Source organism: Pseudomonas acericola (SeqCode) (assembly GCF_053456465.1).
Genome location: NZ_JBRFJB010000002.1, coordinates 581,104 through 600,994, shown reverse-complemented (window position 1 = coordinate 600,994; position 19,891 = coordinate 581,104). Strand labels below are relative to the sequence as shown.

Below are 19,891 nucleotides of genomic sequence, written 5' to 3'. Positions count from 1 at the left end.
CCTTAAATGCGGGTCAACAGTGATTTGAGTGATTGCATTGCTTCGTCGGCATCCGCCTCTCGCGGTGAAACTGCGCCGTAGCCCTTGGCCATAAAGGCCTTGGCCTGGGAGCCAGAAAACCCAACCTCTCGAAGGGCTCGCTCCACTTTGCTGGGCGGTGGTGTTTCGCCGCGGGCCAGCAGAGATTTCACATCAGTGATCCGGGCCTCATCGTTCGCCGGGAACGTGACCAGGGAGAGCTCCCAAAGGTCGATTGCCTTCAGAATCCAAACGCCCTTTTCCTTGTCGTACTCGTAGTCATCGAGCATGTAACCGATTGAGGTACCGGTCAGGCTGCCTGCCTTCATGTGCGCATGCGCGCGCTTGGCAAGCGGGTCGTCGTCGATAAGTAGGCGACCTTTAAAGAACAACCCCACATCGTCCTCGCGCATCTCGGTGTAGATGCCGATCGGCTCGTTCATGTTGTGCTGCCAGAGCATGGCCGGTAGACGGCCCTTCTCTTTCCACTTGGCCAAACTGGCCGTGAATGCACCGCGAACAACCACGTCGCCGTAGCTATCCTCAACGCCGAACACCGAGCCATAGCCTTCGAACTCGCCGCTTTCGCTGACCGATTTAATCGTCAGCGGTCGGTCAAGACGCTGTTTTGTCTGCATCGTCGGCAGCCTCTGGTTTGGTGGTCATGTTCATTGGGGTGAGGTAGATGTCTCCGCCTTCGCGGGGGTTCTCGTCCTCCAGCTCGCGGCAGTCGTTGGGGCTCAAAATCCCCCACTGAATACCCTTGCCGTAGGATTCATACCGGCCCTTGAGATCGCCGCGCATCAGGGCACCGGCGTTGAACTTGGCGTAGTGAGTCAGGCGGTCTTTTTCATTTAGCAGACCGACCCGAATGCGGTGCTCGATGCGGGTCATGATCGGAACCAGCGAGTAGTTCACGAAACTCATGCCCATGTGCTCGATGTTGTTAAGCGTCATCTTCTCCATGCTGGCCACCAGGTGCGGCGGCACGCGGAACAAACCGCAGATCTGCGCCTCGGTCAGCTTCTTGGATTCGATGAACTGGGTGTCTTGGGCGCTCAGGCTGATCGGCTTCCAGTCCAGGCCCATCTCCAAGATCATTGGCTTATAGGCATTGGCCACGCCCATGTGCTCGCCCTGGAATTCCGTCTTCAGTCGTCCGAAGGCTTCGTCGGACAGTTGCTGCTCAGTTCGCAGAACACCACTGGTTACCGCGCCATTGGTAAACAGCTTGGCGGCGTGAGCATCCATAGCTTGGCCCAAGCCCAGAGCCTGGCGAGCGTAAGCTATGGGATTCAGTCCGTTGAGACCGTCGAGCGTGAACAAACGCACATGCCATATTTCATCCTGGGTTAGCGTTTTCGTACCCGATTTGAAATTGACTGTGTACTCAACCGTCCAGTCGTCTTTGAGTTTCGGTGTGACGATGTCCGGGTTGAGCGGTAGAAGCTCGACCACATTGCCCAGCGCCTTCACCTTGTAGGCGTAAAAGTTGCCACGAAGGCACAAGCAGGCCACCAGCATCTCCCAGAACTCCTGGGCGGTCATGTAGCTGTTTGGGGCCATGGTGATCAGCGGATAGAGCCTATGCGCCGTTGCCGGTAGTCGGACCCGACCAACCTGCTTTAACAGCCGGCATGGCAGCATTCCCATCGACTCGGCCAGCACCCGCACGCAGTTGAATACAACCAACTGCTGCATGGCGCTGGTAGTCGTGACGCGCTGACCAGCATTGCTTTCATAGCCAGCGCCCAGCGCTTGTGCAAGCTTCTCCGGCGTATCAATAACCTGAGGGGCGGCCTTCCTTCCAAGGAGCGAGCGAAGCATCAGCGGCCACCTCGCACAATCGAAACAATCGACAAGGTAATCAGCAGTGCCCCGCAAACTGTCAGCGCGAGCGGCTCACCCATCCATGCCCAGAGCCCTCGCGTCAACATAGCCAAACCAAGGACGCCGACGAGATCGGGAGCAGCTTCTTTCAGCGCCTCCAGTTTTGGCGGCTTGATTTCGTCGGTCATAGGGTTCGAATTCCGTGCTTTGAGATGTGGTCGGAGAGAGTGTCTTCGGGGTGAAGATTTGCCAGGACACGCCCAATCGTCATGATCAAAGCTACGGCGCCGTCAATTTTGTTGTCGTCGCCCTGCTTGATTGGGCGAACAATGTCGTCGTTGCCCGGCATGTTCTTGCCGATCACGTTGGCGATACACCAGGTCATAATCGGGTTGCCGTCATGGTGAAAACGACCCGACTCAATGGCTGCCTCCAACTCCTTCATGGGGTCGGACATGTTGGTGTAGTTCTGAGTGATCGTGATCGGCTCAAAACCCTGATCATCAAGGTCGTGACTCAGGCCGGTGGCACCGTGCGGGTCAATCGGGCATTCACGAATCGGCGCATAGCGGTTCGCTTCCTTGGTGTCCTCAAGGATTTCGCGATAGTCAACCTCTGCTCCGTCAGTCACATCTAGGTGCTTGGAGTGAATCCATGCCTGGAACCGCTCTGACATTCGTTTGTTGTCCGCATTGAACGCGGTGTCATAGGGGACCCAGAACTTCGGGGCGACGCTGTAGTAGTGGATTTTTTCATCAATCACACGCCAAAACAGTCGAGCCCTGGAGTTCATATCGAGCTTTCTCGCCAAGTCGAAACCGGCGTTCCACTCTTGCCCTTCGAACTGCTCCAGCGTCAGCGTGGTGTCTTCGCAAGACTTCCAGCTCTCCATGTTGTAGAAGCCGGATTTGGCACTCACCCAGAGGTTGAGGTGCTTTGTCTTGAAGGTGTTGGTGAATCTGGCTGAGCGAATTGCCCGGGCCTGCTGGCTCTCCAGATACTCCTGGAACACAGAGACGCCGTGGTTCGGGTTGGCCTTAGCCAGCATCTTCGGATCGGTCCAGTCATCACCCTCATCCAGCGTCCAGATCCATCCAAATAGCTCATCATCGGGCACGGTGCCCTCGAGCATTTCGATCACCTGACGGCGCTTGTCATAACAAGGACCTTCAATATCGGCGCCGGCGGTGGTGATGATGAACATCAACGGCTGCCGCCTGGCCCCCATGCCGGTGAGCATGGTGTCGTACTGGGCTGAGGTTGGGTGTTCGTGGTATTCGTCGACGATGGCGCAACTGGGTGAAGCGCCATCGCCGGGGTTGCCAATCAGCGGCTCGAAGCGACTGAAGTCCGACGGGATGTTCATGTTCGAGGCGTTCACCTCAATGCCCGCGGCCTGCACCAGCATTGGCGACTTGGTGACCATCAGCTTCGCCGGGCGAAACACTTCCCAGGCCTGTTTCTCTGTCGTGGCACCGGCATACACCTCGGCACCGCACTCGCCATCGGCTACGAACATGCTTATGCCAACACCACCAGCAACGACTGACTTTCCGTTCTTGCGGGGAACCTCCCAATAGCTTTCGCGGAAGCGCCGGTAGCCGCCCTTCTTCCTGACCCAGCCAAACGTCACCGCAATACCGAACAGTTGCCAGGCCTCAAGGGTAATAAGCTGTCGCTTGAATGCCCACTCACCCTTGGTGTGCGGCAACAGTTGCATCAGCTTGAGCTTCTTCTCCGCCTTGGCTGGATCGAACTTGAAACGGAACGCGCGCTTTCGGCTGGCAGCCACGTCATCGAAGTGGCGCTGCACTGCCTGATGGATGTAACGGCACGCAGGAACCTTCCCGCGCAACAGAGACCTGCCCCACGCCATCGCCTTATCAACGTTGGGGTGAGCGGACTTAGCCATTTAGGATCTCAGTAGTTGGGCGAATTCATTGGTTTCTTTCTCCTTGTTGCCGCCGATTAGGCGTGTCCGACTGGCCGGGTCGAGCCCAAGCATCGAACCGAACGTCACTATTTGGCGCATTGTTTCGTTGGCGGCGGTCAGTGCAGGGTTCTTTATCGGGCCGCCCTGTGCTCCAGCCACCACGATTCCGTTCTTCTGGACTGACTCCTGGGCCATGCGCCAGTTGTCATACGCAACGCAGAACGCTTCTACGTTGTGCAGATCGGTGATCGCCACGACGTTTTCGCGCAGTAACTCCGGCACAACCATGCGCCACATCTGGGCAGCGCGGTCGCTGAGCCACTCGGGCGGATCAACATCCGTGATCTTTGAAAACTCTGGCTCGGCCTTGTTGAGTGCTCGCTTGCCGGGATTTCCGGCGAGCAATTTCTTGGCCGTCGGCTTGGGTTTGCGACCACGGCCGGCGACCGTGGCGGTGCCTCCCATCGCGCAACTCCTGGATTTTTAATTTCGCGGGTGTAAGAAAAAGGCCAAGGGGACGGTCTAGCTCACGAAAAGCCTGAACTTTTCACCCTCCCCCTCCATTATTGAGAATCGACCTCATTTCGGCACACCAATCGGTCAATTCGCACGATTTCTCGATGGATTGCCCCAACCGCCGTCCTCGGATGCCGTCTTCCTGCTGTGGCAGGGGCGGCATAGGGCCTGCCAGTTCGAGCTATCCCAGAACACGGCCTTGTCGCCTTTGTGAGGGACGATGTGGTCAAGATCAGTAGCTGCGACCACCAAGCCCTGGCGCTCGCACTCAGCACAAAGCGGATGCTTGGCCAGGTAAGCCTTGCGAGCCTGCTGCCACTTGTAGCTGTACCCGCGCTGAGCGCTGGTCTCGCGCTGCCGCTCGCGGCGCTTGGCCTCCGCGCTCTTGCCGATGTCTGCGTGGTCGTCGCAGTAGCGTGGGTTGCGGGTCAGCACATTGCAGCCCTGGGCGTTGCACGGCTTCTTAGGCCTGAGCGGCATACTCAGGGCGTCCTAGTTGGCAGCTTGAAGTCCGTGACCCGGTCAGCTATCGACCGGATCTTCTCCACACCCAGGAAGCCAACCCAGCCACCAACGAAGGTGGCCATGCTCTGCGGCAGGCCGAAGAACTCCAGGCCGCTGATAATGGTCAGTGTCAGCCCACCACACAGCACACCTTCCACCAGCATCTGCCGGCGAGAACCACCACCATAGGTGATGCGCAGCACGGCCATGGCGAAGGACAGCCCGGCCGGGTAAAGGATCGGCGCATGCTGGCTCAGCCACGCAAGCATCAATGCCCAGGTGTCTGGCTTATCTGGCATGTTTGGCATCTCGATATCCTCCCGGTGAGGGAGTGAAGGAATGGATTAGCGGGAGCGGTGAAGCAGGCCGCCAGGCATGAGCTCGTTACGGATCACTGCCTTGACCTGATCGGCGAGATTCGAGCCCAGCGGATCAGCCTGCTCTTTCAGGTCACGGCCAAGCTTGGTCTCGCCGATCATGCCGGCGATGTCCTGGAGGATTTCCGAGGCGCTGCGGTCATTGATGGCGAAGCGATCAGCCGACACTAGGAACTGCGAAGGGTGGCCCAGGCCAAGTCCGCCGACGACGTACTGCCCGCTGGCGTTCACCTGCTTCTTCACCGACCAATTCACAATGGGCTTCCAGCTGATCATTGCATCAGCTAGGGCGGCTTCGCTGATGTAGACCTGGTCGCCATCAACCCTGAAGGGCAGAGGCTGATAAGGCGTAGACTCAGGCTGGTCCAGATTGCCAATCGTGTAACGCACAACGCCGTCACAACTGACGGTGGTCACGCCATTCTTGATGCTGATGTGCGAACCGGCCACCTTCGCCTTCTCCAGGCGATCAGCCAGCTCTTCCTCGGTCTCAAGGCGGGAGTAGCTCAGGAACAGGCGAGCATTGAATGACTCATCGCCGTAGCTCGCATCGAACTCTTCGAACTCTGCGGCGTGGCGGTACTCTTCCGGAACACGTTGCAGCTCAGCCTGCATGAACTGGAGAAGGTTGGCGGCATTCTTTGGCAAGTCGTACTTGCTCCAGCTGGCCACTTCTACCGACACCATCTGGCGCTCTGGCGCATTCGCCGCGCTACCGAGAGTGCAAGAGTGGATTTCGAAGTCGCCGGTCAGGGCGTTGAGCTTCCAGCCGGAAACGCCCGGCACGTAATTGCTGGATTGGATAGAGCCGGACATTTGCTGTGCCTCATAACGAGAAAAGGCCCGCCGGATTGGCGAGCCTCGATATAGATCAGCTCCAGCAGCACTCCCAGCTCAGAGCGATGGGTGTGGCGGAGCCGAAAACGAAAAAGCCCCGGCAAATGCCGAGGCTCATGGAAGTTCAGAAAGCAAAAAGCCCATCTCTGAGACGGGCTTTGCACGCGGAAAAACCGCAAAGTAACTGAAATCTATATGCAGGGACCGGGGCTGTCAAGCAGCCTGACGGCGAATGTCTAAGGCCCCATCTATCCAGGCAATGCCAGCCTTCCAAAGACCTCGCGTCTTCTCTTCGCCGAAGCCCATTTTCTTGCCGACCTCCATCAGCGACGTGTCGCGGCTGGTGTAGTAGCGCATCAGCACCTGGCCGCATTCGGGGTAGCGCTTGAGCAGGCGACCCATCAGGCCATCAATCATCAGCGCGTCGTCGTCGGTGATGATCGGCGACAGAACGGTGTTCTCGCGGGAAGCGCAGCAGGACACACCAGAGCCTAGGACGACCCAGCGGCCCCAATGCTCCAACAGATCCTCGGCGGTGCGTTCTTTAAAGCTCGGTGTGAAGGCCATGGCTCAATCCCCTGTGAAGTTGGTGGCTCCGGGGCCACGGCGGTTGTTGTCGTTGTACTGCGCTTCAGCACCGGCAGGATTGAAGCAGTTGAATTGTGCGATCTGGTGCTCGGCGGCTTGTAGACGAATGCTCAGCTGCGTCACCAACACCTCGAGCGGCAGCGCCTCGCCGGTGTCGGCGGTGACCCAGCCCGATGCATTGCACTGAGTGCAGGCCAGCTCATGGAAGACACCCTTGATCACTGCTCGACCACGGCATGCCGGGCACTTGGCCAGGTCGAGCATGGCGGTGCGGAATGCTGGGCCGTGGGACTTGCGAATCCGCTCGATCATGGTCGACCACCATCGCGCGCGCTCAGCTCACCAAGTACGAGACAAGCAATTCCGAAAGCTGGATCTCCGAGCCTTGTCACTCTGAGGATTTCGGTAAGCGCATCGCCCATCGCAACGCTTTCAGCCAGACCGCGATGAGCGCAATTTGCAAGGCGCACGTTATCCGCAATCAAAGCCAGGACAACTGCAGGAGTAGCGGCCTCACAGAACTCGATCAGCGAGCCCTGGGCGGTGTACATCGCGCCCGTGTCGCCGAGGATTTCGCTAAGTTCACAACCACTGGCTATCGCGACCTCTGCGACTCGCTTTAAATAGGCGAGGTCAGGGATTTTCTCTTGATTGTCCATTTTTAAACCTCGCCTATGGTTGTTTCTTGAATGGCCTTGCAGCCCTTGTCTTCCGTGGCTTCCAGCGGATTACCGGAATCTCCGAATCTAACGCCGGTCAACTGGTGAATCAGGGCAAAACCACGCTGGTCTAGATGCGCGTGCCACTTCTCCAGGGCTTCGCGCTTGCGGGCCATCACGTCCGATTGGATGTACACCTTCACGTTGTGGCCCATGGCGTGGTTGATCAGCAGCTCGCCAATCAGGTGATCGATGCCGATATCAGCCCATCCAGTCCTAGCCACCTTGCGCAGGTCATGGCTGGTCCATTCCCCACCTCCAAGTTTGGCGAACACGCCACTGGCCTGCCCTTCACTCAAGGCCGTGCCAGTGCGGGACGGGAATAGGAATTGACCTTCATACCCTCTGGCCTGCTGGACCTCGCGGTAACGGATCAACAGCTTGCGAACCTGGTCAGTCAGCGGCAGGTGATGCTCGACGCCGGTCTTGGTGTTCTCGGCCGGGATGAACCACTCGCGCTCAGCAATGCTGATGTGAGACCAGCGGGCCTGACGCGTTTCCCCAATACGGGTGCCATGGCAGAGCATCATCAAGGCCAGCATTCCCGACGCGGGGTAGAGCATGACCACCGTCAGCAACTGATCGAGCAGGCCAGGCAGCTGGACGCCACGCAGCCGGGACGGCTTAATCCCGACCTTGGCCTTGGAGAAGTCGCTGAACTTGATGGCGGTCATTGGATTGGAAGCGATCAGGCCCAGTTTGAACGCCTGTCGGAAGGCCAGGGCCAGCAGCTGGAATACCAGGCGCACGTAGTCGATGGACAGCGTCTCCTGAAGCGGCCACATCAGCTGGCTGTCCAAGGTGGCTTTGTCGATGCCGGTAAGCGGATGATCGCCCAGGCGCGGGATCAGGTGGCACTTGATCGCCGAGGCGCCGGTCTTCTTGCGCTTGCTCGACAGGTTGCGATCACGGGCCATGCGCTCGGCGTACCAGGACAGCAGCTCACCAACCGTGACCCACTTCGACAAACTGGAGCCCTCGCCCGCTTCCAGGCGCAGGCGGATGGTCGGCAGTGCCGCGATCACCTGCTTGGTGCTCAGGTCGGGAAAGCCACCTATGCGGTGCCATTGGCGCTTGTTCAGTAGGTACCAGGAGCCGCGCGTGCGGTTCTTGGCGAAGCGGAAGTGCAGCGCCGGGTGACTCGCGTCGCGCAGGTCGCGCACATGCTCAAGCTTGGCATTGCGGGCGATCTCCGAATCCGACAGCTTCACCGTCAGGGTCTTGATTTGGGTGCTCAAGCGCTCACCATTCCTTCTTTGATCAAAATGGCCTGAGTCCGCAAGACGGCCTCGGCGTGATAGAGGCGGATCTCGTCGTAGCTCATGCCCAGGGTGTTTCGGTTGGTACGGCCATCGCTCAGACTGTGGCAGTACTCGCAGGCCCAGGCCCCGATCAGGTCAGGCGGCTTCATGCCCGCACCGCAAATACCCGCCAGGCGGTAATGGGCCAGCACCACGGTCTCGGTATCGCCAGGACAACCCGGCAGGCGGACCTGGCAATCTCGCCCGCGCGCAGCCTTGGTCAGCTTGGTCTGGCGGGTCATGGGGCAACCCTCTGGGAGGTACGCAAATCAATCACTTGGTACGTCTCAGGCCACATCCCGCAGCCGTATCGAGCAGCCATGTTGCGGTCAGCGAAAAGCGCCATGGCGTGGTCTGGGGTGTCACCCAAGTCGAACTTGAACGAGCAGCAAAAGACCGCGTACGGGTACAGGTGGGGGTCGGGCGTAGCAAGGAGGCGGTCAGCCACGGGAACCTCCTGCGCGGCATGCGCGCAGTGCGGCCAAGGCCCTATTCCCTACATCGGGGGTGATTTTTGGTTTAGGCGCTGCAAGCTCGGCGGCCGGAACGGGCTCAAGACTCTCGCCCTGCCAGATTCGACGGCATTGGTTTAAGTACTGCTTTTCGAAGCTCGCCATGCCCAGTTCACGGGAGAGCAGCGGCAGGCTATGGAAGCCGGCGGCAGCCGTTGCGTGGTAGACGGCTGGGTGATACCACTTCGAACAGTTGCGCATGGCGGGATGGCAGTTGCGAAGCGCCTGTGCGTAAGCAGACTCGACACTCGGAAGCCCCAAACCTTCAGGAGCGAAGCACCAGCTGACAAAAACGCCGGGGGCCGGCACAAAAGCTGACTTGCTTGCACTCACCACCCTCATGCCGTGATCGATCTGTTCCATACGGCTGATGCCTGAGCGCATGAACTCTCCGAGCCACTCAAGCTTAGAGGCGTTCATGACAGCCTCGGTGGGCCAGGACTGTCGCCAAGCGCCGCATGCCCCGCGCAACCGAAGGAACAGGTCGTCGATGACAGCCTGGGTGGAGGGGTCGACAGGAACAACGGCCTGAGCCTGGTCAGGGCCCTGGTAGGCCGGATCGCATTGACGGCTAGCAACCAGTTGGCTTGCCACGACAGGTTTGTTAGCTCGGTTCATAGCCGTACCCCTTTCGATGCCCAGTCTTCACCGGCGGCGCCCTCTTCCACCAAGGCGGATCCGGCAGTCTGGGCTCGCTCGCGCTTGATCCAGCCCACCAGCTTGAAACACCAGCCAGCAGCGGTATCGAGTACGGATGTTTTTGCGACGAAGAAACCTTTGAAGCCGGCCAGCAGTTCGTCGGTCATCGAGTCGACTGGCAGACCCGCGATTTTCAGTTGAATCTGCAGCGCGTCTTCGGGCGGAAAGAAGTCGGCGAACATGGCGAAGCGCTGCCGATCATCTTGCGACTCCAGAGCCTGGCGATCTTGCTCGGCAATCAATTCCGCAAGCTCGCGCTGCTGCTGCTCTTCGGTTAATTGATGGTTAGATGATGTATTGGGTGCAGTGGCTGCACCCCGTTCTGTCGTAGGCTGCACCCCGTTCTGACCAAGGCTGCACCCCGTTACCTCTGGACGGGGTGCAGGTGCTGCACCCCGCTTTATCATGAGGTCATAGACAACTGGACGACGGTCGTGGCGGTCGATGTACACCGCAGCCAATGCCTGATTTCCGCGAACGATCAGGCCGCACTCTTCCAGTAGGTCGAGCTTTAGGCGCACGGTCCGCTCTGAAAGTCCGGTGTCATCGGTCAGCGTTTTTGCCGATGGGAATGCGCCCACGCCGTTGGAGCTGGCGTAGTTCGCCAAGCACAGCAGCACATGCCGAGCGCTGGAGTCTTTGAGGGTTTGCACGGGCAGAGAGAGCGCCCATGACATGGCTTGAACGCTCACAACGAGCTCCCTTTAAAAAATAGAGTGGCCGCAGGCGCAGGCTTGAAGTGTCGCGACACTTTTTCGGACTCGCCTGAAAGTGTCGAGACATTGCTGAAACTGTTGACTGTAGGGGCGTTTTTGATCACTATTCACCTCGAGATAAAGCTGTACTGAACCGCCCTGCCAGGCGGTTTTTTTATGTCTGCGATTTGGGTACTGGATGAATTAACAGCTCATCCAAAATCTCTATCTGCCCTTCCCGGGTTGGCGGAAAATGGCGTCATCGAACAGATTAAGCAGACTGTTTCAATGGCTGGGTCGGGTCGTCGTCTCGATTGGCGACCAACGCACCACTGGATTCTTTTTCAAGAACGCACTGCATTGGGTACGAAAATCCACCCGCCGCACGGCACTGGGAAACGCGGCTACCGCTAACGCGGAGCGCGTCACCAATGGCGCGACCGGTGCGGAAATATTTCAGGGCTTCGTCGAAGGTCATGGGGTGGGTCTCCATTGTCTTCGGCGAGTTTAGAGTTCTTAACAACACAAGGCAAGTTATCTAAACAGTGAAATGTTTAGAATCCTAAATATGGACTTTAAAGACCGCGTGACCTCGCGCATGAAGGCGCTCAACCTCAGCGCTACCGACATCAGCAAACTGACTGGCGTATCTAAGGCGACGGTCAGCTTCTGGGTGAGCGGGACCAATGGCGCAAAGGGCAAAAATCTTCTGGCGCTGGCGAAGGCTCTAGATTGCTCGCCGGATTGGCTGTCAGATGGCGTCGGTACACCAGATCAGGCTTCCAGCGACGACACTAGAGCCGGCATGTCTACGGTTGAGCTGATGGCAAAAATGCTCGCGTCTAGGGCAGGAAAGAATCTTTCCGAAAAGGCTAGGGAGACGATGCTCGCTGCAGCGGAGCAAGCTGATAGCCCATCCGAGAAAGGCGGGAATTTCGTCCCAGGCCACCTAGCGAGTCTTCGGCCAACCAACGAGGAAATCGTCATTCCTCAATACGATATTCGAGCTGCTATGGGGCACGGGCAGGTGCCGCCCGACTACACCGAGGTCGTTCGAAATCTTGTAGTGCGCGAGGAAATTCTTCGCGAGAAAGGGGTCACCTATACCTCCGCGTCATCGCTCGGCATGATCAACGGCTGGGGCGAGAGTATGGCTGGGACCATCAACGACAAAGACCTGGTAATAGTCGACAAGGGTGTCAAGGAATTCATCGGCGAGGGGATATACGTTCTCACTTGGCATGGAGAACTGTACATAAAACGCGTAATGCGCCTGGACGAAGAGTGCTACCGATTGATATCCGACAACAAGCATTATGAAAACCAAACGGCACGAATTGACGACGTAACTATCCACGCCAAAGTGCTGTTGATCTGGAATGCCCGAAAGGCATAACCAAAAGCCCGCCACCTAGCGGGCTTTTTTATGCTCATCAGAAAGGCGCGACATCTTCAATCGCATCCAACTCATCATGATCCTGGACCCGCGGATCTTCGTCCGCCGCCGCCTCCCAACTCAAAGTGACTGACTCATCCTCGTCGTTGAAGGTCATCTCAATACCGTCAACATCGGCGAGCACGCCCATAACCTCCTCCCACTCACGATCTCCATCGCTATCAAGCCTGTGGATGGTTGCCCACTTCCGGTCCTGGGCGATGGGATGGTTGATCATGTTGGAAACTCTGAGCGTCAGACGCTCAACTCCTGACACAGGTGTTTGCTGTTGAGGTTTCTTCTGCGGGCTCGCCATCAGCTGCTCCTTGATTGCTGTATATCCATACAGGTTTAAAGCAGGTTATCCGAACTTTTCTAATCGCGTAAGTCTTGACGCAGTCAGCGTTCAAGCGTACCTCAACGCCAAGAAAGTTAAGATAACTAAAATAACTGTTGACGAATTCTGTTTAGTTTTCTAAATTCACTCCATCGCCGAGCAGCAATCGGCAGAACACGACTGGTGAAGCCGCCAGATAGCTCGGGATCAGCGAAGTGATCTCCCAGCCCCTGAAAACGGGACCGACTGGACCAAGCTCTTTAAACAGAACGGAAGATTTCACTGGCTGGCCTTGGCGACAGGGCCAGACGGGAAACCAACCGGGAGTCACCACGATGGAAGCAACAATCATCAGCGGCGCATGGAAGGGTCATCTCGGACGAGGCCTTGCGCCGAAAGAATTGCAGTACCTGCTGGGCACGGCCCAGGGCATGACGGCCAAGGAGATCGCAAGGCAGTGCAATGTCGCGGCCTGCACCGTCGCCAAGCGCCTGTCCTGCGCAATGTTCAAGCTCGGCGTTACACGCCAGACCGCCGCGGTGGCCGAGGCGATGCGCCGTCAGATCATCTCGCCGATGTGCTTCGCCCTGGCGGCGCTGATCGCCATGCACGCAATGATCGGCGATGACGCAATGCGCCGTGATCGCCGGGTTCCTGAGCGCCGCACGGCTCAGGTGCGAGTGCTGCGCCAGGCGGAACGACCAAGCCTCACCGCGTAATCGAAAGCATCACTTCTGCCCATTCACTGAGTGGGCATCGGGATGCGGACGAAAACGCGGCCTATAACCGCCCACCTGCATGCAGCACCCCTTGAGAACGGTGGCCACTGCCAACCCAGTGAGCGAACAACGGAGGATTGGCAGCCATGTAAACGCGCAGAGAACCAAATGCTACAGGCGTTGACGTATGGGGGCATATGTCACGCAGCAAAAGCCCGGTTTCGACTGGGCTTTTTTACGCCTCGCCTTTATCCGTCAGCACCCTCCCCTACGCCCAACGGCAAACAGCAGGCGGTCAGGCTGCTGACGAATAAACGCAACCCCACTGAGGTATCCACCATGCACGCATCAATTAAACAGCGCGTCGACGGGGTTGCGGCCCTGCGCATTCGCTCCCGCATCGCCACCGCCGAGTTCTACGCCCTGATCGGCAAGGAGCAGCCAGTGCAACAGATTCGCTTCCAGATCAAGACGGTCGGCAACGCTTACCACATCGTGGAGCTCGCCACCGGCAAGGTGAAGGGCTTCCGCTGGAAGTGGAAGGACGCCAGCAACTTCGCTCAGGAGCTTGAATCTCGTGCGGACGGCGTGAAGGTGACGCTCTCAGGCGGTGCGCAGTGATCGGCGTTCCAATGCCCGACCCGCGGGACTCGATGATCGCCAACCTGAACGAGCAGATGAAAGCCTTCTTCGGCGAAGGCAACGAAGTGGAGCAAATCGCGCCGGGCGTCAGCGGCGAGAAGGCTGGCACCTACGGCGGCGGGCACAGCAACAAGCTGCGCGCCGAGCGCGACAAGATCGCGCCGCGCCTCAAGGCTCTCGTTGATTCAGGCGTGTCACTACACCAGGCGTGCCTGGGTGTTGGGATCGACCACAAGCGCGCCCGGCTTATCGCCCGAGAGAACGGGTTCAAGCTGCCTGACAACAAATGAGGCGGATCAGCAACCAGGTGCGCCAGCGCCTTCGCCAATCTCAATTCAACCTCCCACCCAGCGGCCTGTCGGCCATCCCGGAGAAACAGCCATGTCCACCGCAACCAACACCGCCGAATTCCTTGAAGAACTGAACGGCGGCGCCTTCGCAAGCCAGATCGGGCACGCGCTTTCCGAAGTGGCTTCCGGCGTAGTCGACCACGGCAAGGCCGGCAAGCTCGTCATCACCCTCGACTTCAGTCAGATCGGTGAGTCCAGCCAGGTGAAGATCAAGCACAAGCTCGACTACAAGGTGCCGACCAAGCGCGGCACCCGCAGTGAGAACACCAGCCTAGACACGCCGATGCACGTCGGCTCGGGCGGCAAGATCACCCTCTTCGCGGAAAAACACGACCAGCTCTTCACCCGCGAAGAAGCCCCCATCAAACCACGCACCTGATACCACCCTACCCACAAGGAACTGAAGAATGTCCCTGACCAAAGATGCGATCCAGCTCATCACCGACACCGCGCTCGAAGCGAGCGGCAAGACCCTGGCCACATTTACACCAACCGTCGTTCTGCCGGAAAACAGCCAGGTCGTGTGCCTGGAGAAATGGCAGGCCGGGCGCAGCCGCTTCCGTGGCATCTACTCTACCCACTCGCTGGCCGACTTCAGTGCGTACGTCGCCGACAGGGCCATCTCTACCGCGAAGGGCTTCATCGACCAGGATGAAATGACCTGCACTCTGCTGTTCAACCTTGGCACCGATGAGCTGCCAGGCCATGCAGATGACCGTGCAGTGCTGAAGCTGAAAGCATCGGCCGGCTATAAAGCAGCGCAATCCATCGGCGGCCGGGCCATGTCTCAGAAAGAGTTGAGCGACTGGATCGAAGACTGGCACCAGTATCTGACGCCGGTAGACGACGAAGGCAAAGCAATCCCTGTGGCCAAGGCGATCGCCGCGGTGCGCACCATCACCGTCAAGGCCACAAGCGAATCCGAAAACACCGTCGGCGATACCAGCGCCAGCCGTAGCGCCATGGACCAGATCGAGGCGCGCAGCAAAGAAACGCTGCCAGCTGCCCTGCTGTTCAGCGTGATCCCATTCGAAGGACTGACCGAGCAGCAAATCAACCTGCGAATTTCGGTGATTACCAGCGGCGCCGTACCCGCTTTGAAGCTGCGCTGGGTCGGGGAAGAAGTTCAGCGCGAAGACATCGCGCAGGAATTCAAGACTGTGCTTCAGGACAAAATTGGTAATAACGCGTCGCTCGCCCTCGGCGCTTTTGATCCGAAGTAACCAATCAGGCCGGGAAACCGGCCATTCCCAGCCCAATCAAGTAATCCCTACCACATAAGGAGGGCGCCGATCTAGGGTGATTTGGAGAGGCTTACAAGCGCCTTACACTGTTCAATTTGATGTTCCAAAACACCTACGCAAGTTGTGCTTATCCCTAACTCATAATGAAATAAGATCAAAGCATCTCGATTTGGATATAAATTGTCAGCAATTTTTAAATCAAGAGCTTCAACAGCGTATCTTGTTTCCAGAACCGCACTTACAAGCACTCGATCATGAAGCGTGAGTACGTCAACGCGATCCAGCATTGAAAGTGCTTTTTCAAGTCCGCTACGAACTTCGCGCCCGCTGATAGTGCCCTGACCTTTGCGCGGCTTGTGCTGGACTACTCGTAGAATGTGCTCAAGCAATCCGGTAACGGCTAAGCATTTCGCCACCTCTAGATTTCTACTCTCTACTTCAGCCCTAACGCTTTGTTGTCTCGCTATCCACCATGCAGCCCAAATAGAAATTATAGCGCCAACAGCCTGGACCCAACTTGCTACATCACCACTGTCAAGTTGAAAAACCCTTATGGCAAGTGCGCAGAGGTAAACACAAACCATAAATAGGCAGACGCTTTGAACGGAGCACCATGCCTGCATCAATGATTTAAAACTAATTTTTCGCATTCCTTGTCGCCTCACGAAATCTCGGCGGCAATATATCTGGTACCAGACCCCATTCCCACCGAATCACGCCAGCCGGCGAGGATCCCCTATGTCCGCACAACAGAAGAAACACCCCTTCGATTTCAAAACCCAATACGGACTCGGCTTCAACCCTCAGGACGATGAGATCGTTGTCGACTTCTTCTGTGGTGGCGGCGGCGCCGGCACCGGCCTGGAGATGGGCCTGGGCCGCACGGTGAACGTGGCGAAGAACCACAGCCCGCAAGCGATCAGCATGCACACAATGAATCATCCCGGCGCGCAGCACTTCACCACCGACGTGTTCGAGGGTGACCCTGACACAGAGTGCGGCGGCAAGGCCGTGGGCTGGTTCCACATGTCGCCGGATTGCACACACCACTCCCAGGCAGCCGGCGGCCAGCCGCGCAAGCACGAGATCCGCAACCTGTCGTGGATCGGCCTCAAGTGGGCCGGCATGAAGCGCCCACGGGTGATCAGCCTGGAGAACGTGAAGCAGATCCAGCAGTGGGGCCGCTTGATCGCCAAGCGCGACAAGGACACCGGCCGGGTGGTGACCCTGGACCTGGTGCCGCACCCAACCAAGAAAGGGAAAACCACCAACCGTGTGGCCGCTCCGGGCGAGCAAGTGCCGGTGTCGAACCAGTTCCTGGTGCCTGACCCGAAACAGCGCGGCCGCACCTGGCGCCGCTTCGTGGCCCTGCTGGAAGGCATGGGCTATGTCGTCGAGTGGAAGGTGATCAAGGCGTGCGACTTCGGCGCCCCGACCAGCCGGGAACGCCTGTTCATGATCGCCCGGTGCGATGGCCGGCCGGTGGTGTGGCCTGAGCCAACCCACGCGAAGAGCCCGGTCAAGGGCCAGCAGAAGTGGAAGACCGCCGCTGACGGCATCGATTTCACTGACCTTGGCAAAAGCATCTTCGGCCGTAAGAAAGACCTAGCCGACGCCACCTTACGCCGGGTTGCCAAGGGCATGAAGAAATTCGTCATAGACAGCCCGGCGCCGTTCATTGTCCCGATTGCGAACTGGTCGGGTGAGTCGGTGCAGTCCGCCGGGGAGCCGCTTCGCACGATCACCTCCTACCCCAAGGGCGGCGCCTTCTCGGTGGTCAGTCCGGTGATTGCACCGGCAACGCACCAGGGCAGCGACCGGATCAACGACCCGCTCGAACCACTGCCGACGGTAACCTGTGCGAATCGTGGTGAGCTGACGTTGATCAGTCCGGTGATGGTTGGGGCCGGCGGGCCGGTGTACGCCGGGCACCCGGTATCGGCAGATCAGCCAATGGGGACGCTCATGACCCGAAGCCACCGCGCGGTTGCATCAGCCTGCATAGTCCAGGCCGGCCACGGCGAAGGCTCTGGCGCTACCAAGCGCCGCTCCCACGGGGTGAACGACATCTGCGGTCCGGTCGGCACCGTCACTGCCAGCGGCGGCGGACAGTCTATCAGCACCGCTGTGATGATCCAGGCCAACGGCGGGTTCAACACCGTGCACGCCAAGGACATCCGCGACCCGATGACGACGGTGACCAACACCGGCAGCCAGCAGCAACTGGCGACGGCGCACCTGGTGCACATGCGTGGCAACTGTGATGCACGGGACGCCAACGACCCACTGCACACCATCAGCGCCGGCGGCCAGCACCACGGGTTGGTCAGTGCGTTCATGGAGCGGGCATTCGGCGGCAGCGTTGGCCAGGGCCTGGATGATCCGGCGCCGACCATCACCGCCGGTGGCGGCGGCAAGAGTTCGCTGGTGTCGCTCACCCTCTCGCCGGAACACGAAGCGGGCGCCCTGCGCGTTGCCGCCTTCCTGATCAGCTACTACGGCACCGAGAACGTCAGTGCCTGCGATGCACCAGCACCCACCATTACGACCAAAGACCGCCTCGCCCTGGTCACCGTGATGGTCAAGGGCACGCCTTATGTGATCGTCGATATCTGCCTGCGGATGCTCAAGCCTGCCGAGCTGTACAAGGCCCAGGGCTTCCCAGCCAGTTACATCATCACCCACGGCGCCGACGGCAAGCCTTTCACCATCACCCAGCAGGTGCACATGTGCGGCAACAGCGTCAGTCCGCCGCCGATGGCAGCACTCGCCCGCGCCAACGATCCATGGCGCGCAGAAGAACGCCAAGCACGCGCCGCATAACCCCCCCCCACTCCACCGCCCGGGCATGGCCCGGCAAGGACTCCCCGTGATCAACTTGTTCTGGCGCCTGATCGCCAAACTTCTTGCGCGCCCGGCGGTTGCCGCCTGGCTCATCGCCCGCGCCCAGCGCACACCGTATCTGCACATCATGTCCGCAGACGGCAAGACCCGCTACATGGGCCGCTGGTGGCTGTTCAACCCCTACTCCCGCGATACCCACAAGCCCGCGCTGTGGTGGTGCCCGTGGTCGTTCCGTGTGCACCACATCATGCGGCCCGATGAAGACCGGGACCTGCACGATCACCCGTGGGATGCCCGCACGATCATCCTGCGCGGCTGGTACAGGGAGCAGCGTCGGCATACATGGAAATCCGGAGGACACACCGACATCGATTACTGGCGAGAGCCTGGCGATACCGCGAGCCTTCGGCACGGCGAGTACCACCGAATCGATGATGTGTCGCCCGCCGGCGTCTACACCCTGTTCATCACCAGCAAGTGGCGTGGTGACTGGGGATTTCTGGTCAACGGCGTGAAGGTGCCATGGCGAACCTACACCGGCACAGACAATTGAGGTTCTAAGCATGAGCAAGGTAATTCAATCGGTTGAAGAACTGGACGCAGTGCTGCACTGGCGCGGCAAGCACGCGATCGCGGTCAGGGAGCGTGACGGCCTGCAGCTGAGCCTGAATACGGCGGATCAAACCATTGATGATCTCAGTGCTGCGGTTTCCCGGCGAACGAAGCGGGTTCGTGAACTGGAAGCGCGGCTGGCGTACGCCGTTTACGCCCTCAATGAGGTGGTCAAGGCGTCAGCTATATACGAAAAGCCCTTTGAGATTGCGACCCTAGCTATCGGTGAAATATCGGCCATGGCCGAGCAGCCCGCGCCGGTAACGGTGCGCGAGTTCGTCGCCAACCCGGTCCCAGACGATCAAATCGGCGACGACTGGACCAAGGGCTACGAAGAGTGCAAGCGCCGCGTTCTGGCTCTGATTAGTGCGCCCTCCCCATAAAATCTTAACGCCGCCGAGAAAATCTTAATTCTCGGCCCTCTCCCTCACTTTTTATTAACTCAAAGTCAGCCGCTATAGCGGCAAGGACGAAGTCATGTCTCAAGTAAAGGAGCGGCCGATCCTGTTCTCGGCGCCGATGGTGCGCGCCACCCTGGAAGGCCGGAAGACGGTCACGCACCGGGCAATCAGCCACAAGCTGACAAACCGCTTCGACGAGCCACGCGGCCAGGCAGATGTAGTCGCGGGCTATCCCCTGGTGGAGTGCGACGACGGCTACTGGCCGGCAATCAACTTCTGCCCCTACGGAAAGCCCGGCGATCGGCTGTGGGTGCGTGAGACCTGGTACTGCGATCACTTCGAAGTGATGCGCGGCCCCTACCTCAAGCCGGATGACCTGAACGTCAGCGAAGCAATCGATGACGGGACGATGGTCTACGCCGCCGACGGGCTGACCCCGTACGAAGCTGATCAGCCAATCTGGAAACCATCAATCCATATGCCGCGCTGGGCCAGCCGCATCCTGCTGGAGATCACCGACGTGCGCGTCGAGCGGTTGCAGGACATCAGCGAAACGCAGGCGATCGCCGAGGGCGTGCGCCTGATGCGCGACGGTAGCGATACGTGGGTGAGTCGAGAAGGCCCTGGAAACCTCTTCACGCCATGGCCCACCGCCAAAGAAGCATTTGGCGACTTGTGGAATTCCATCAATGGACCGCACGCATGGGCCGCCAACCCGTGGGTCTGGGCGGTTTCGTTCAAGCCGGTGACGCCATGATCGCCACCCTCTGGTTCGCCT

General features: G+C 59.0%; 28 protein-coding genes. 10 read left to right on the top strand and 18 right to left on the bottom strand.

The window, feature by feature from the left end:
• Positions 1-2: 2 nt before the first annotated feature.
• The 16 genes from ACU688_RS08835 to ACU688_RS08760 all read right to left on the bottom strand — a co-directional run bounded on the left by ACU688_RS08835 (position 3) and on the right by ACU688_RS08760 (position 11,007).
• The gene (locus ACU688_RS08835; RefSeq protein ID WP_448184406.1) at positions 3-656 is read right to left on the bottom strand and encodes an HK97 family phage prohead protease; all 654 of its coding nucleotides are present in this window, start codon (positions 654-656) and stop codon (positions 3-5) included.
• Positions 634-1,845, bottom strand: a complete 1,212-nt coding sequence (locus tag ACU688_RS08830; RefSeq protein ID WP_448184405.1) for a phage portal protein — start codon at positions 1,843-1,845, stop codon at positions 634-636. The genes ACU688_RS08835 and ACU688_RS08830 overlap by 23 nt, the downstream gene beginning before the upstream one ends.
• Positions 1,845-2,036: a hypothetical protein gene (locus tag ACU688_RS08825; protein WP_448184404.1), complete on the bottom strand. Its 192-nt coding sequence runs from the start codon at positions 2,034-2,036 to the stop codon at positions 1,845-1,847. Before ACU688_RS08825 ends, ACU688_RS08830 begins: the two co-directional genes overlap by 1 nt.
• Entirely contained in the window at positions 2,033-3,760 is a 1,728-nt protein-coding gene (locus ACU688_RS08820) for a terminase large subunit (RefSeq protein ID WP_448184403.1), read from the bottom strand. The genes ACU688_RS08825 and ACU688_RS08820 overlap by 4 nt, the downstream gene beginning before the upstream one ends.
• Entirely contained in the window at positions 3,761-4,246 is a 486-nt protein-coding gene (locus ACU688_RS08815; RefSeq protein WP_448184402.1) for a phage terminase small subunit P27 family, read from the bottom strand. It abuts the gene before it with no gap.
• Positions 4,247-4,381: 135 nt separating this feature from the next.
• Positions 4,382-4,777, bottom strand: coding sequence for an HNH endonuclease (locus ACU688_RS08810; protein WP_448184401.1), 396 nt, complete (start codon positions 4,775-4,777; stop codon positions 4,382-4,384).
• Positions 4,778-4,779: 2 nt separating this feature from the next.
• Complete coding sequence (locus tag ACU688_RS08805; RefSeq protein ID WP_046068884.1) at positions 4,780-5,109, bottom strand: phage holin, lambda family; 330 nt, start codon at positions 5,107-5,109, stop codon at positions 4,780-4,782.
• Positions 5,110-5,145: 36 nt separating this feature from the next.
• Positions 5,146-5,994 (bottom strand): phage tail tip fiber protein, encoded by an 849-nt coding sequence (locus ACU688_RS08800; protein ID WP_448184400.1) that lies wholly within the window; start codon positions 5,992-5,994, stop codon positions 5,146-5,148.
• 234 nt (positions 5,995-6,228) lie between these two features.
• Positions 6,229-6,582 carry an antiterminator Q family protein gene (locus ACU688_RS08795; RefSeq protein ID WP_448184399.1) on the bottom strand — a complete coding sequence of 118 codons (354 nt, stop codon included), beginning with the start codon at positions 6,580-6,582 and terminating at the stop codon, positions 6,229-6,231.
• A 3-nt stretch (positions 6,583-6,585) separates the two neighbouring features.
• Positions 6,586-6,903 carry a hypothetical protein gene (locus ACU688_RS08790; protein ID WP_448184855.1) on the bottom strand — a complete coding sequence of 106 codons (318 nt, stop codon included), beginning with the start codon at positions 6,901-6,903 and terminating at the stop codon, positions 6,586-6,588.
• An 8-nt stretch (positions 6,904-6,911) separates the two neighbouring features.
• Positions 6,912-7,262 (bottom strand): hypothetical protein, encoded by a 351-nt coding sequence (locus tag ACU688_RS08785; RefSeq protein ID WP_448184398.1) that lies wholly within the window; start codon positions 7,260-7,262, stop codon positions 6,912-6,914.
• Positions 7,263-7,264: 2 nt separating this feature from the next.
• Entirely contained in the window at positions 7,265-8,560 is a 1,296-nt protein-coding gene (locus ACU688_RS08780) for a tyrosine-type recombinase/integrase (protein ID WP_448184397.1), read from the bottom strand.
• On the bottom strand, positions 8,557-8,865 hold the full coding sequence (locus ACU688_RS08775) for a DUF1364 domain-containing protein (protein WP_448184396.1): 309 nt from the start codon (positions 8,863-8,865) through the stop codon (positions 8,557-8,559). The genes ACU688_RS08780 and ACU688_RS08775 overlap by 4 nt, the downstream gene beginning before the upstream one ends.
• Positions 8,866-9,063: 198 nt before the next feature.
• Positions 9,064-9,753, bottom strand: coding sequence for a replication protein P (locus ACU688_RS08770; protein ID WP_448184395.1), 690 nt, complete (start codon positions 9,751-9,753; stop codon positions 9,064-9,066).
• Positions 9,750-10,511: a helix-turn-helix domain-containing protein gene (locus ACU688_RS08765; protein ID WP_448184854.1), complete on the bottom strand. Its 762-nt coding sequence runs from the start codon at positions 10,509-10,511 to the stop codon at positions 9,750-9,752. Before ACU688_RS08765 ends, ACU688_RS08770 begins: the two co-directional genes overlap by 4 nt.
• Positions 10,512-10,800: 289 nt before the next feature.
• Positions 10,801-11,007: a hypothetical protein gene (locus tag ACU688_RS08760; protein WP_265085400.1), complete on the bottom strand. Its 207-nt coding sequence runs from the start codon at positions 11,005-11,007 to the stop codon at positions 10,801-10,803.
• 90 nt (positions 11,008-11,097) lie between these two features.
• On the opposite strand from ACU688_RS08760, the gene ACU688_RS08755 reads away from it, so the two are divergent.
• Complete coding sequence (locus ACU688_RS08755; protein WP_448184394.1) at positions 11,098-11,925, top strand: S24 family peptidase; 828 nt, start codon at positions 11,098-11,100, stop codon at positions 11,923-11,925.
• A gap of 37 nt (positions 11,926-11,962) precedes the next feature.
• Here ACU688_RS08755 and ACU688_RS08750 read toward each other — a convergent pair whose 3' ends face one another.
• Positions 11,963-12,280 (bottom strand): DUF1654 domain-containing protein, encoded by a 318-nt coding sequence (locus tag ACU688_RS08750; RefSeq protein ID WP_448184393.1) that lies wholly within the window; start codon positions 12,278-12,280, stop codon positions 11,963-11,965.
• Between the two features lie 356 nt (positions 12,281-12,636).
• Between ACU688_RS08750 and ACU688_RS08745 the strand changes: the two genes are divergently transcribed.
• The 5 genes from ACU688_RS08745 (at position 12,637) to ACU688_RS08725 (ending at position 15,235) form a co-directional block, all read left to right on the top strand.
• Complete coding sequence (locus tag ACU688_RS08745; RefSeq protein ID WP_448184392.1) at positions 12,637-13,020, top strand: response regulator transcription factor; 384 nt, start codon at positions 12,637-12,639, stop codon at positions 13,018-13,020.
• Between the two features lie 339 nt (positions 13,021-13,359).
• The gene (locus ACU688_RS08740; RefSeq protein ID WP_448184391.1) at positions 13,360-13,641 is read left to right on the top strand and encodes a hypothetical protein; all 282 of its coding nucleotides are present in this window, start codon (positions 13,360-13,362) and stop codon (positions 13,639-13,641) included.
• 32 nt (positions 13,642-13,673) lie between these two features.
• Complete coding sequence (locus tag ACU688_RS08735) at positions 13,674-13,952, top strand: hypothetical protein (protein WP_448184390.1); 279 nt, start codon at positions 13,674-13,676, stop codon at positions 13,950-13,952.
• 91 nt (positions 13,953-14,043) lie between these two features.
• Complete coding sequence (locus ACU688_RS08730; protein WP_033901780.1) at positions 14,044-14,391, top strand: YfdP family phage-associated protein; 348 nt, start codon at positions 14,044-14,046, stop codon at positions 14,389-14,391.
• A 28-nt stretch (positions 14,392-14,419) separates the two neighbouring features.
• The gene (locus ACU688_RS08725; protein WP_448184389.1) at positions 14,420-15,235 is read left to right on the top strand and encodes a DUF2303 family protein; all 816 of its coding nucleotides are present in this window, start codon (positions 14,420-14,422) and stop codon (positions 15,233-15,235) included.
• A 71-nt stretch (positions 15,236-15,306) separates the two neighbouring features.
• On the opposite strand, the gene ACU688_RS08720 is transcribed toward ACU688_RS08725, so the two are convergent.
• Positions 15,307-15,906 carry a hypothetical protein gene (locus ACU688_RS08720; protein WP_448184388.1) on the bottom strand — a complete coding sequence of 200 codons (600 nt, stop codon included), beginning with the start codon at positions 15,904-15,906 and terminating at the stop codon, positions 15,307-15,309.
• 88 nt (positions 15,907-15,994) lie between these two features.
• Between ACU688_RS08720 and ACU688_RS08715 the strand changes: the two genes are divergently transcribed.
• The 4 genes from ACU688_RS08715 (at position 15,995) to ACU688_RS08700 (ending at position 19,870) form a co-directional block, all read left to right on the top strand.
• Positions 15,995-18,079 (top strand): DNA cytosine methyltransferase, encoded by a 2,085-nt coding sequence (locus ACU688_RS08715; protein WP_448184387.1) that lies wholly within the window; start codon positions 15,995-15,997, stop codon positions 18,077-18,079.
• A gap of 46 nt (positions 18,080-18,125) precedes the next feature.
• The gene (locus ACU688_RS08710; protein ID WP_448184386.1) at positions 18,126-18,653 is read left to right on the top strand and encodes a hypothetical protein; all 528 of its coding nucleotides are present in this window, start codon (positions 18,126-18,128) and stop codon (positions 18,651-18,653) included.
• Between the two features lie 10 nt (positions 18,654-18,663).
• Positions 18,664-19,095, top strand: coding sequence for a hypothetical protein (locus ACU688_RS08705; protein ID WP_448184385.1), 432 nt, complete (start codon positions 18,664-18,666; stop codon positions 19,093-19,095).
• A 94-nt stretch (positions 19,096-19,189) separates the two neighbouring features.
• Complete coding sequence (locus tag ACU688_RS08700; protein ID WP_448184384.1) at positions 19,190-19,870, top strand: hypothetical protein; 681 nt, start codon at positions 19,190-19,192, stop codon at positions 19,868-19,870.
• Positions 19,871-19,891: the final 21 nt, after the last annotated feature.

What these genes read in the sequence shown, in the direction of transcription:
- ACU688_RS08835 (WP_448184406.1), bottom strand. Translation starts at nt 656, where the DNA reads ATGCAGACAAAACAGCGTCTTGACCGACCGCTGACGATTAAATCGGTC.
- ACU688_RS08830 (WP_448184405.1), bottom strand. Translation starts at nt 1,845, where the DNA reads ATGCTTCGCTCGCTCCTTGGAAGGAAGGCCGCCCCTCAGGTTATTGAT.
- ACU688_RS08825 (WP_448184404.1), bottom strand. Translation starts at nt 2,036, where the DNA reads ATGACCGACGAAATCAAGCCGCCAAAACTGGAGGCGCTGAAAGAAGCT.
- ACU688_RS08820 (WP_448184403.1), bottom strand. Translation starts at nt 3,760, where the DNA reads ATGGCTAAGTCCGCTCACCCCAACGTTGATAAGGCGATGGCGTGGGGC.
- ACU688_RS08815 (WP_448184402.1), bottom strand. Translation starts at nt 4,246, where the DNA reads ATGGGAGGCACCGCCACGGTCGCCGGCCGTGGTCGCAAACCCAAGCCG.
- ACU688_RS08810 (WP_448184401.1), bottom strand. Translation starts at nt 4,777, where the DNA reads ATGCCGCTCAGGCCTAAGAAGCCGTGCAACGCCCAGGGCTGCAATGTG.
- ACU688_RS08805 (WP_046068884.1), bottom strand. Translation starts at nt 5,109, where the DNA reads ATGCCAAACATGCCAGATAAGCCAGACACCTGGGCATTGATGCTTGCG.
- ACU688_RS08800 (WP_448184400.1), bottom strand. Translation starts at nt 5,994, where the DNA reads ATGTCCGGCTCTATCCAATCCAGCAATTACGTGCCGGGCGTTTCCGGC.
- ACU688_RS08795 (WP_448184399.1), bottom strand. Translation starts at nt 6,582, where the DNA reads ATGGCCTTCACACCGAGCTTTAAAGAACGCACCGCCGAGGATCTGTTG.
- ACU688_RS08785 (WP_448184398.1), bottom strand. Translation starts at nt 7,262, where the DNA reads ATGGACAATCAAGAGAAAATCCCTGACCTCGCCTATTTAAAGCGAGTC.
- ACU688_RS08775 (WP_448184396.1), bottom strand. Translation starts at nt 8,865, where the DNA reads ATGACCCGCCAGACCAAGCTGACCAAGGCTGCGCGCGGGCGAGATTGC.
- ACU688_RS08770 (WP_448184395.1), bottom strand. Translation starts at nt 9,753, where the DNA reads ATGAACCGAGCTAACAAACCTGTCGTGGCAAGCCAACTGGTTGCTAGC.
- ACU688_RS08765 (WP_448184854.1), bottom strand. Translation starts at nt 10,511, where the DNA reads ATGTCATGGGCGCTCTCTCTGCCCGTGCAAACCCTCAAAGACTCCAGC.
- ACU688_RS08760 (WP_265085400.1), bottom strand. Translation starts at nt 11,007, where the DNA reads ATGACCTTCGACGAAGCCCTGAAATATTTCCGCACCGGTCGCGCCATT.
- ACU688_RS08755 (WP_448184394.1), top strand. Translation starts at nt 11,098, where the DNA reads ATGGACTTTAAAGACCGCGTGACCTCGCGCATGAAGGCGCTCAACCTC.
- ACU688_RS08750 (WP_448184393.1), bottom strand. Translation starts at nt 12,280, where the DNA reads ATGGCGAGCCCGCAGAAGAAACCTCAACAGCAAACACCTGTGTCAGGA.
- ACU688_RS08745 (WP_448184392.1), top strand. Translation starts at nt 12,637, where the DNA reads ATGGAAGCAACAATCATCAGCGGCGCATGGAAGGGTCATCTCGGACGA.
- ACU688_RS08740 (WP_448184391.1), top strand. Translation starts at nt 13,360, where the DNA reads ATGCACGCATCAATTAAACAGCGCGTCGACGGGGTTGCGGCCCTGCGC.
- ACU688_RS08735 (WP_448184390.1), top strand. Translation starts at nt 13,674, where the DNA reads ATGATCGCCAACCTGAACGAGCAGATGAAAGCCTTCTTCGGCGAAGGC.
- ACU688_RS08730 (WP_033901780.1), top strand. Translation starts at nt 14,044, where the DNA reads ATGTCCACCGCAACCAACACCGCCGAATTCCTTGAAGAACTGAACGGC.
- ACU688_RS08725 (WP_448184389.1), top strand. Translation starts at nt 14,420, where the DNA reads ATGTCCCTGACCAAAGATGCGATCCAGCTCATCACCGACACCGCGCTC.
- ACU688_RS08720 (WP_448184388.1), bottom strand. Translation starts at nt 15,906, where the DNA reads ATGCGAAAAATTAGTTTTAAATCATTGATGCAGGCATGGTGCTCCGTT.
- ACU688_RS08715 (WP_448184387.1), top strand. Translation starts at nt 15,995, where the DNA reads ATGTCCGCACAACAGAAGAAACACCCCTTCGATTTCAAAACCCAATAC.
- ACU688_RS08705 (WP_448184385.1), top strand. Translation starts at nt 18,664, where the DNA reads ATGAGCAAGGTAATTCAATCGGTTGAAGAACTGGACGCAGTGCTGCAC.
- ACU688_RS08700 (WP_448184384.1), top strand. Translation starts at nt 19,190, where the DNA reads ATGTCTCAAGTAAAGGAGCGGCCGATCCTGTTCTCGGCGCCGATGGTG.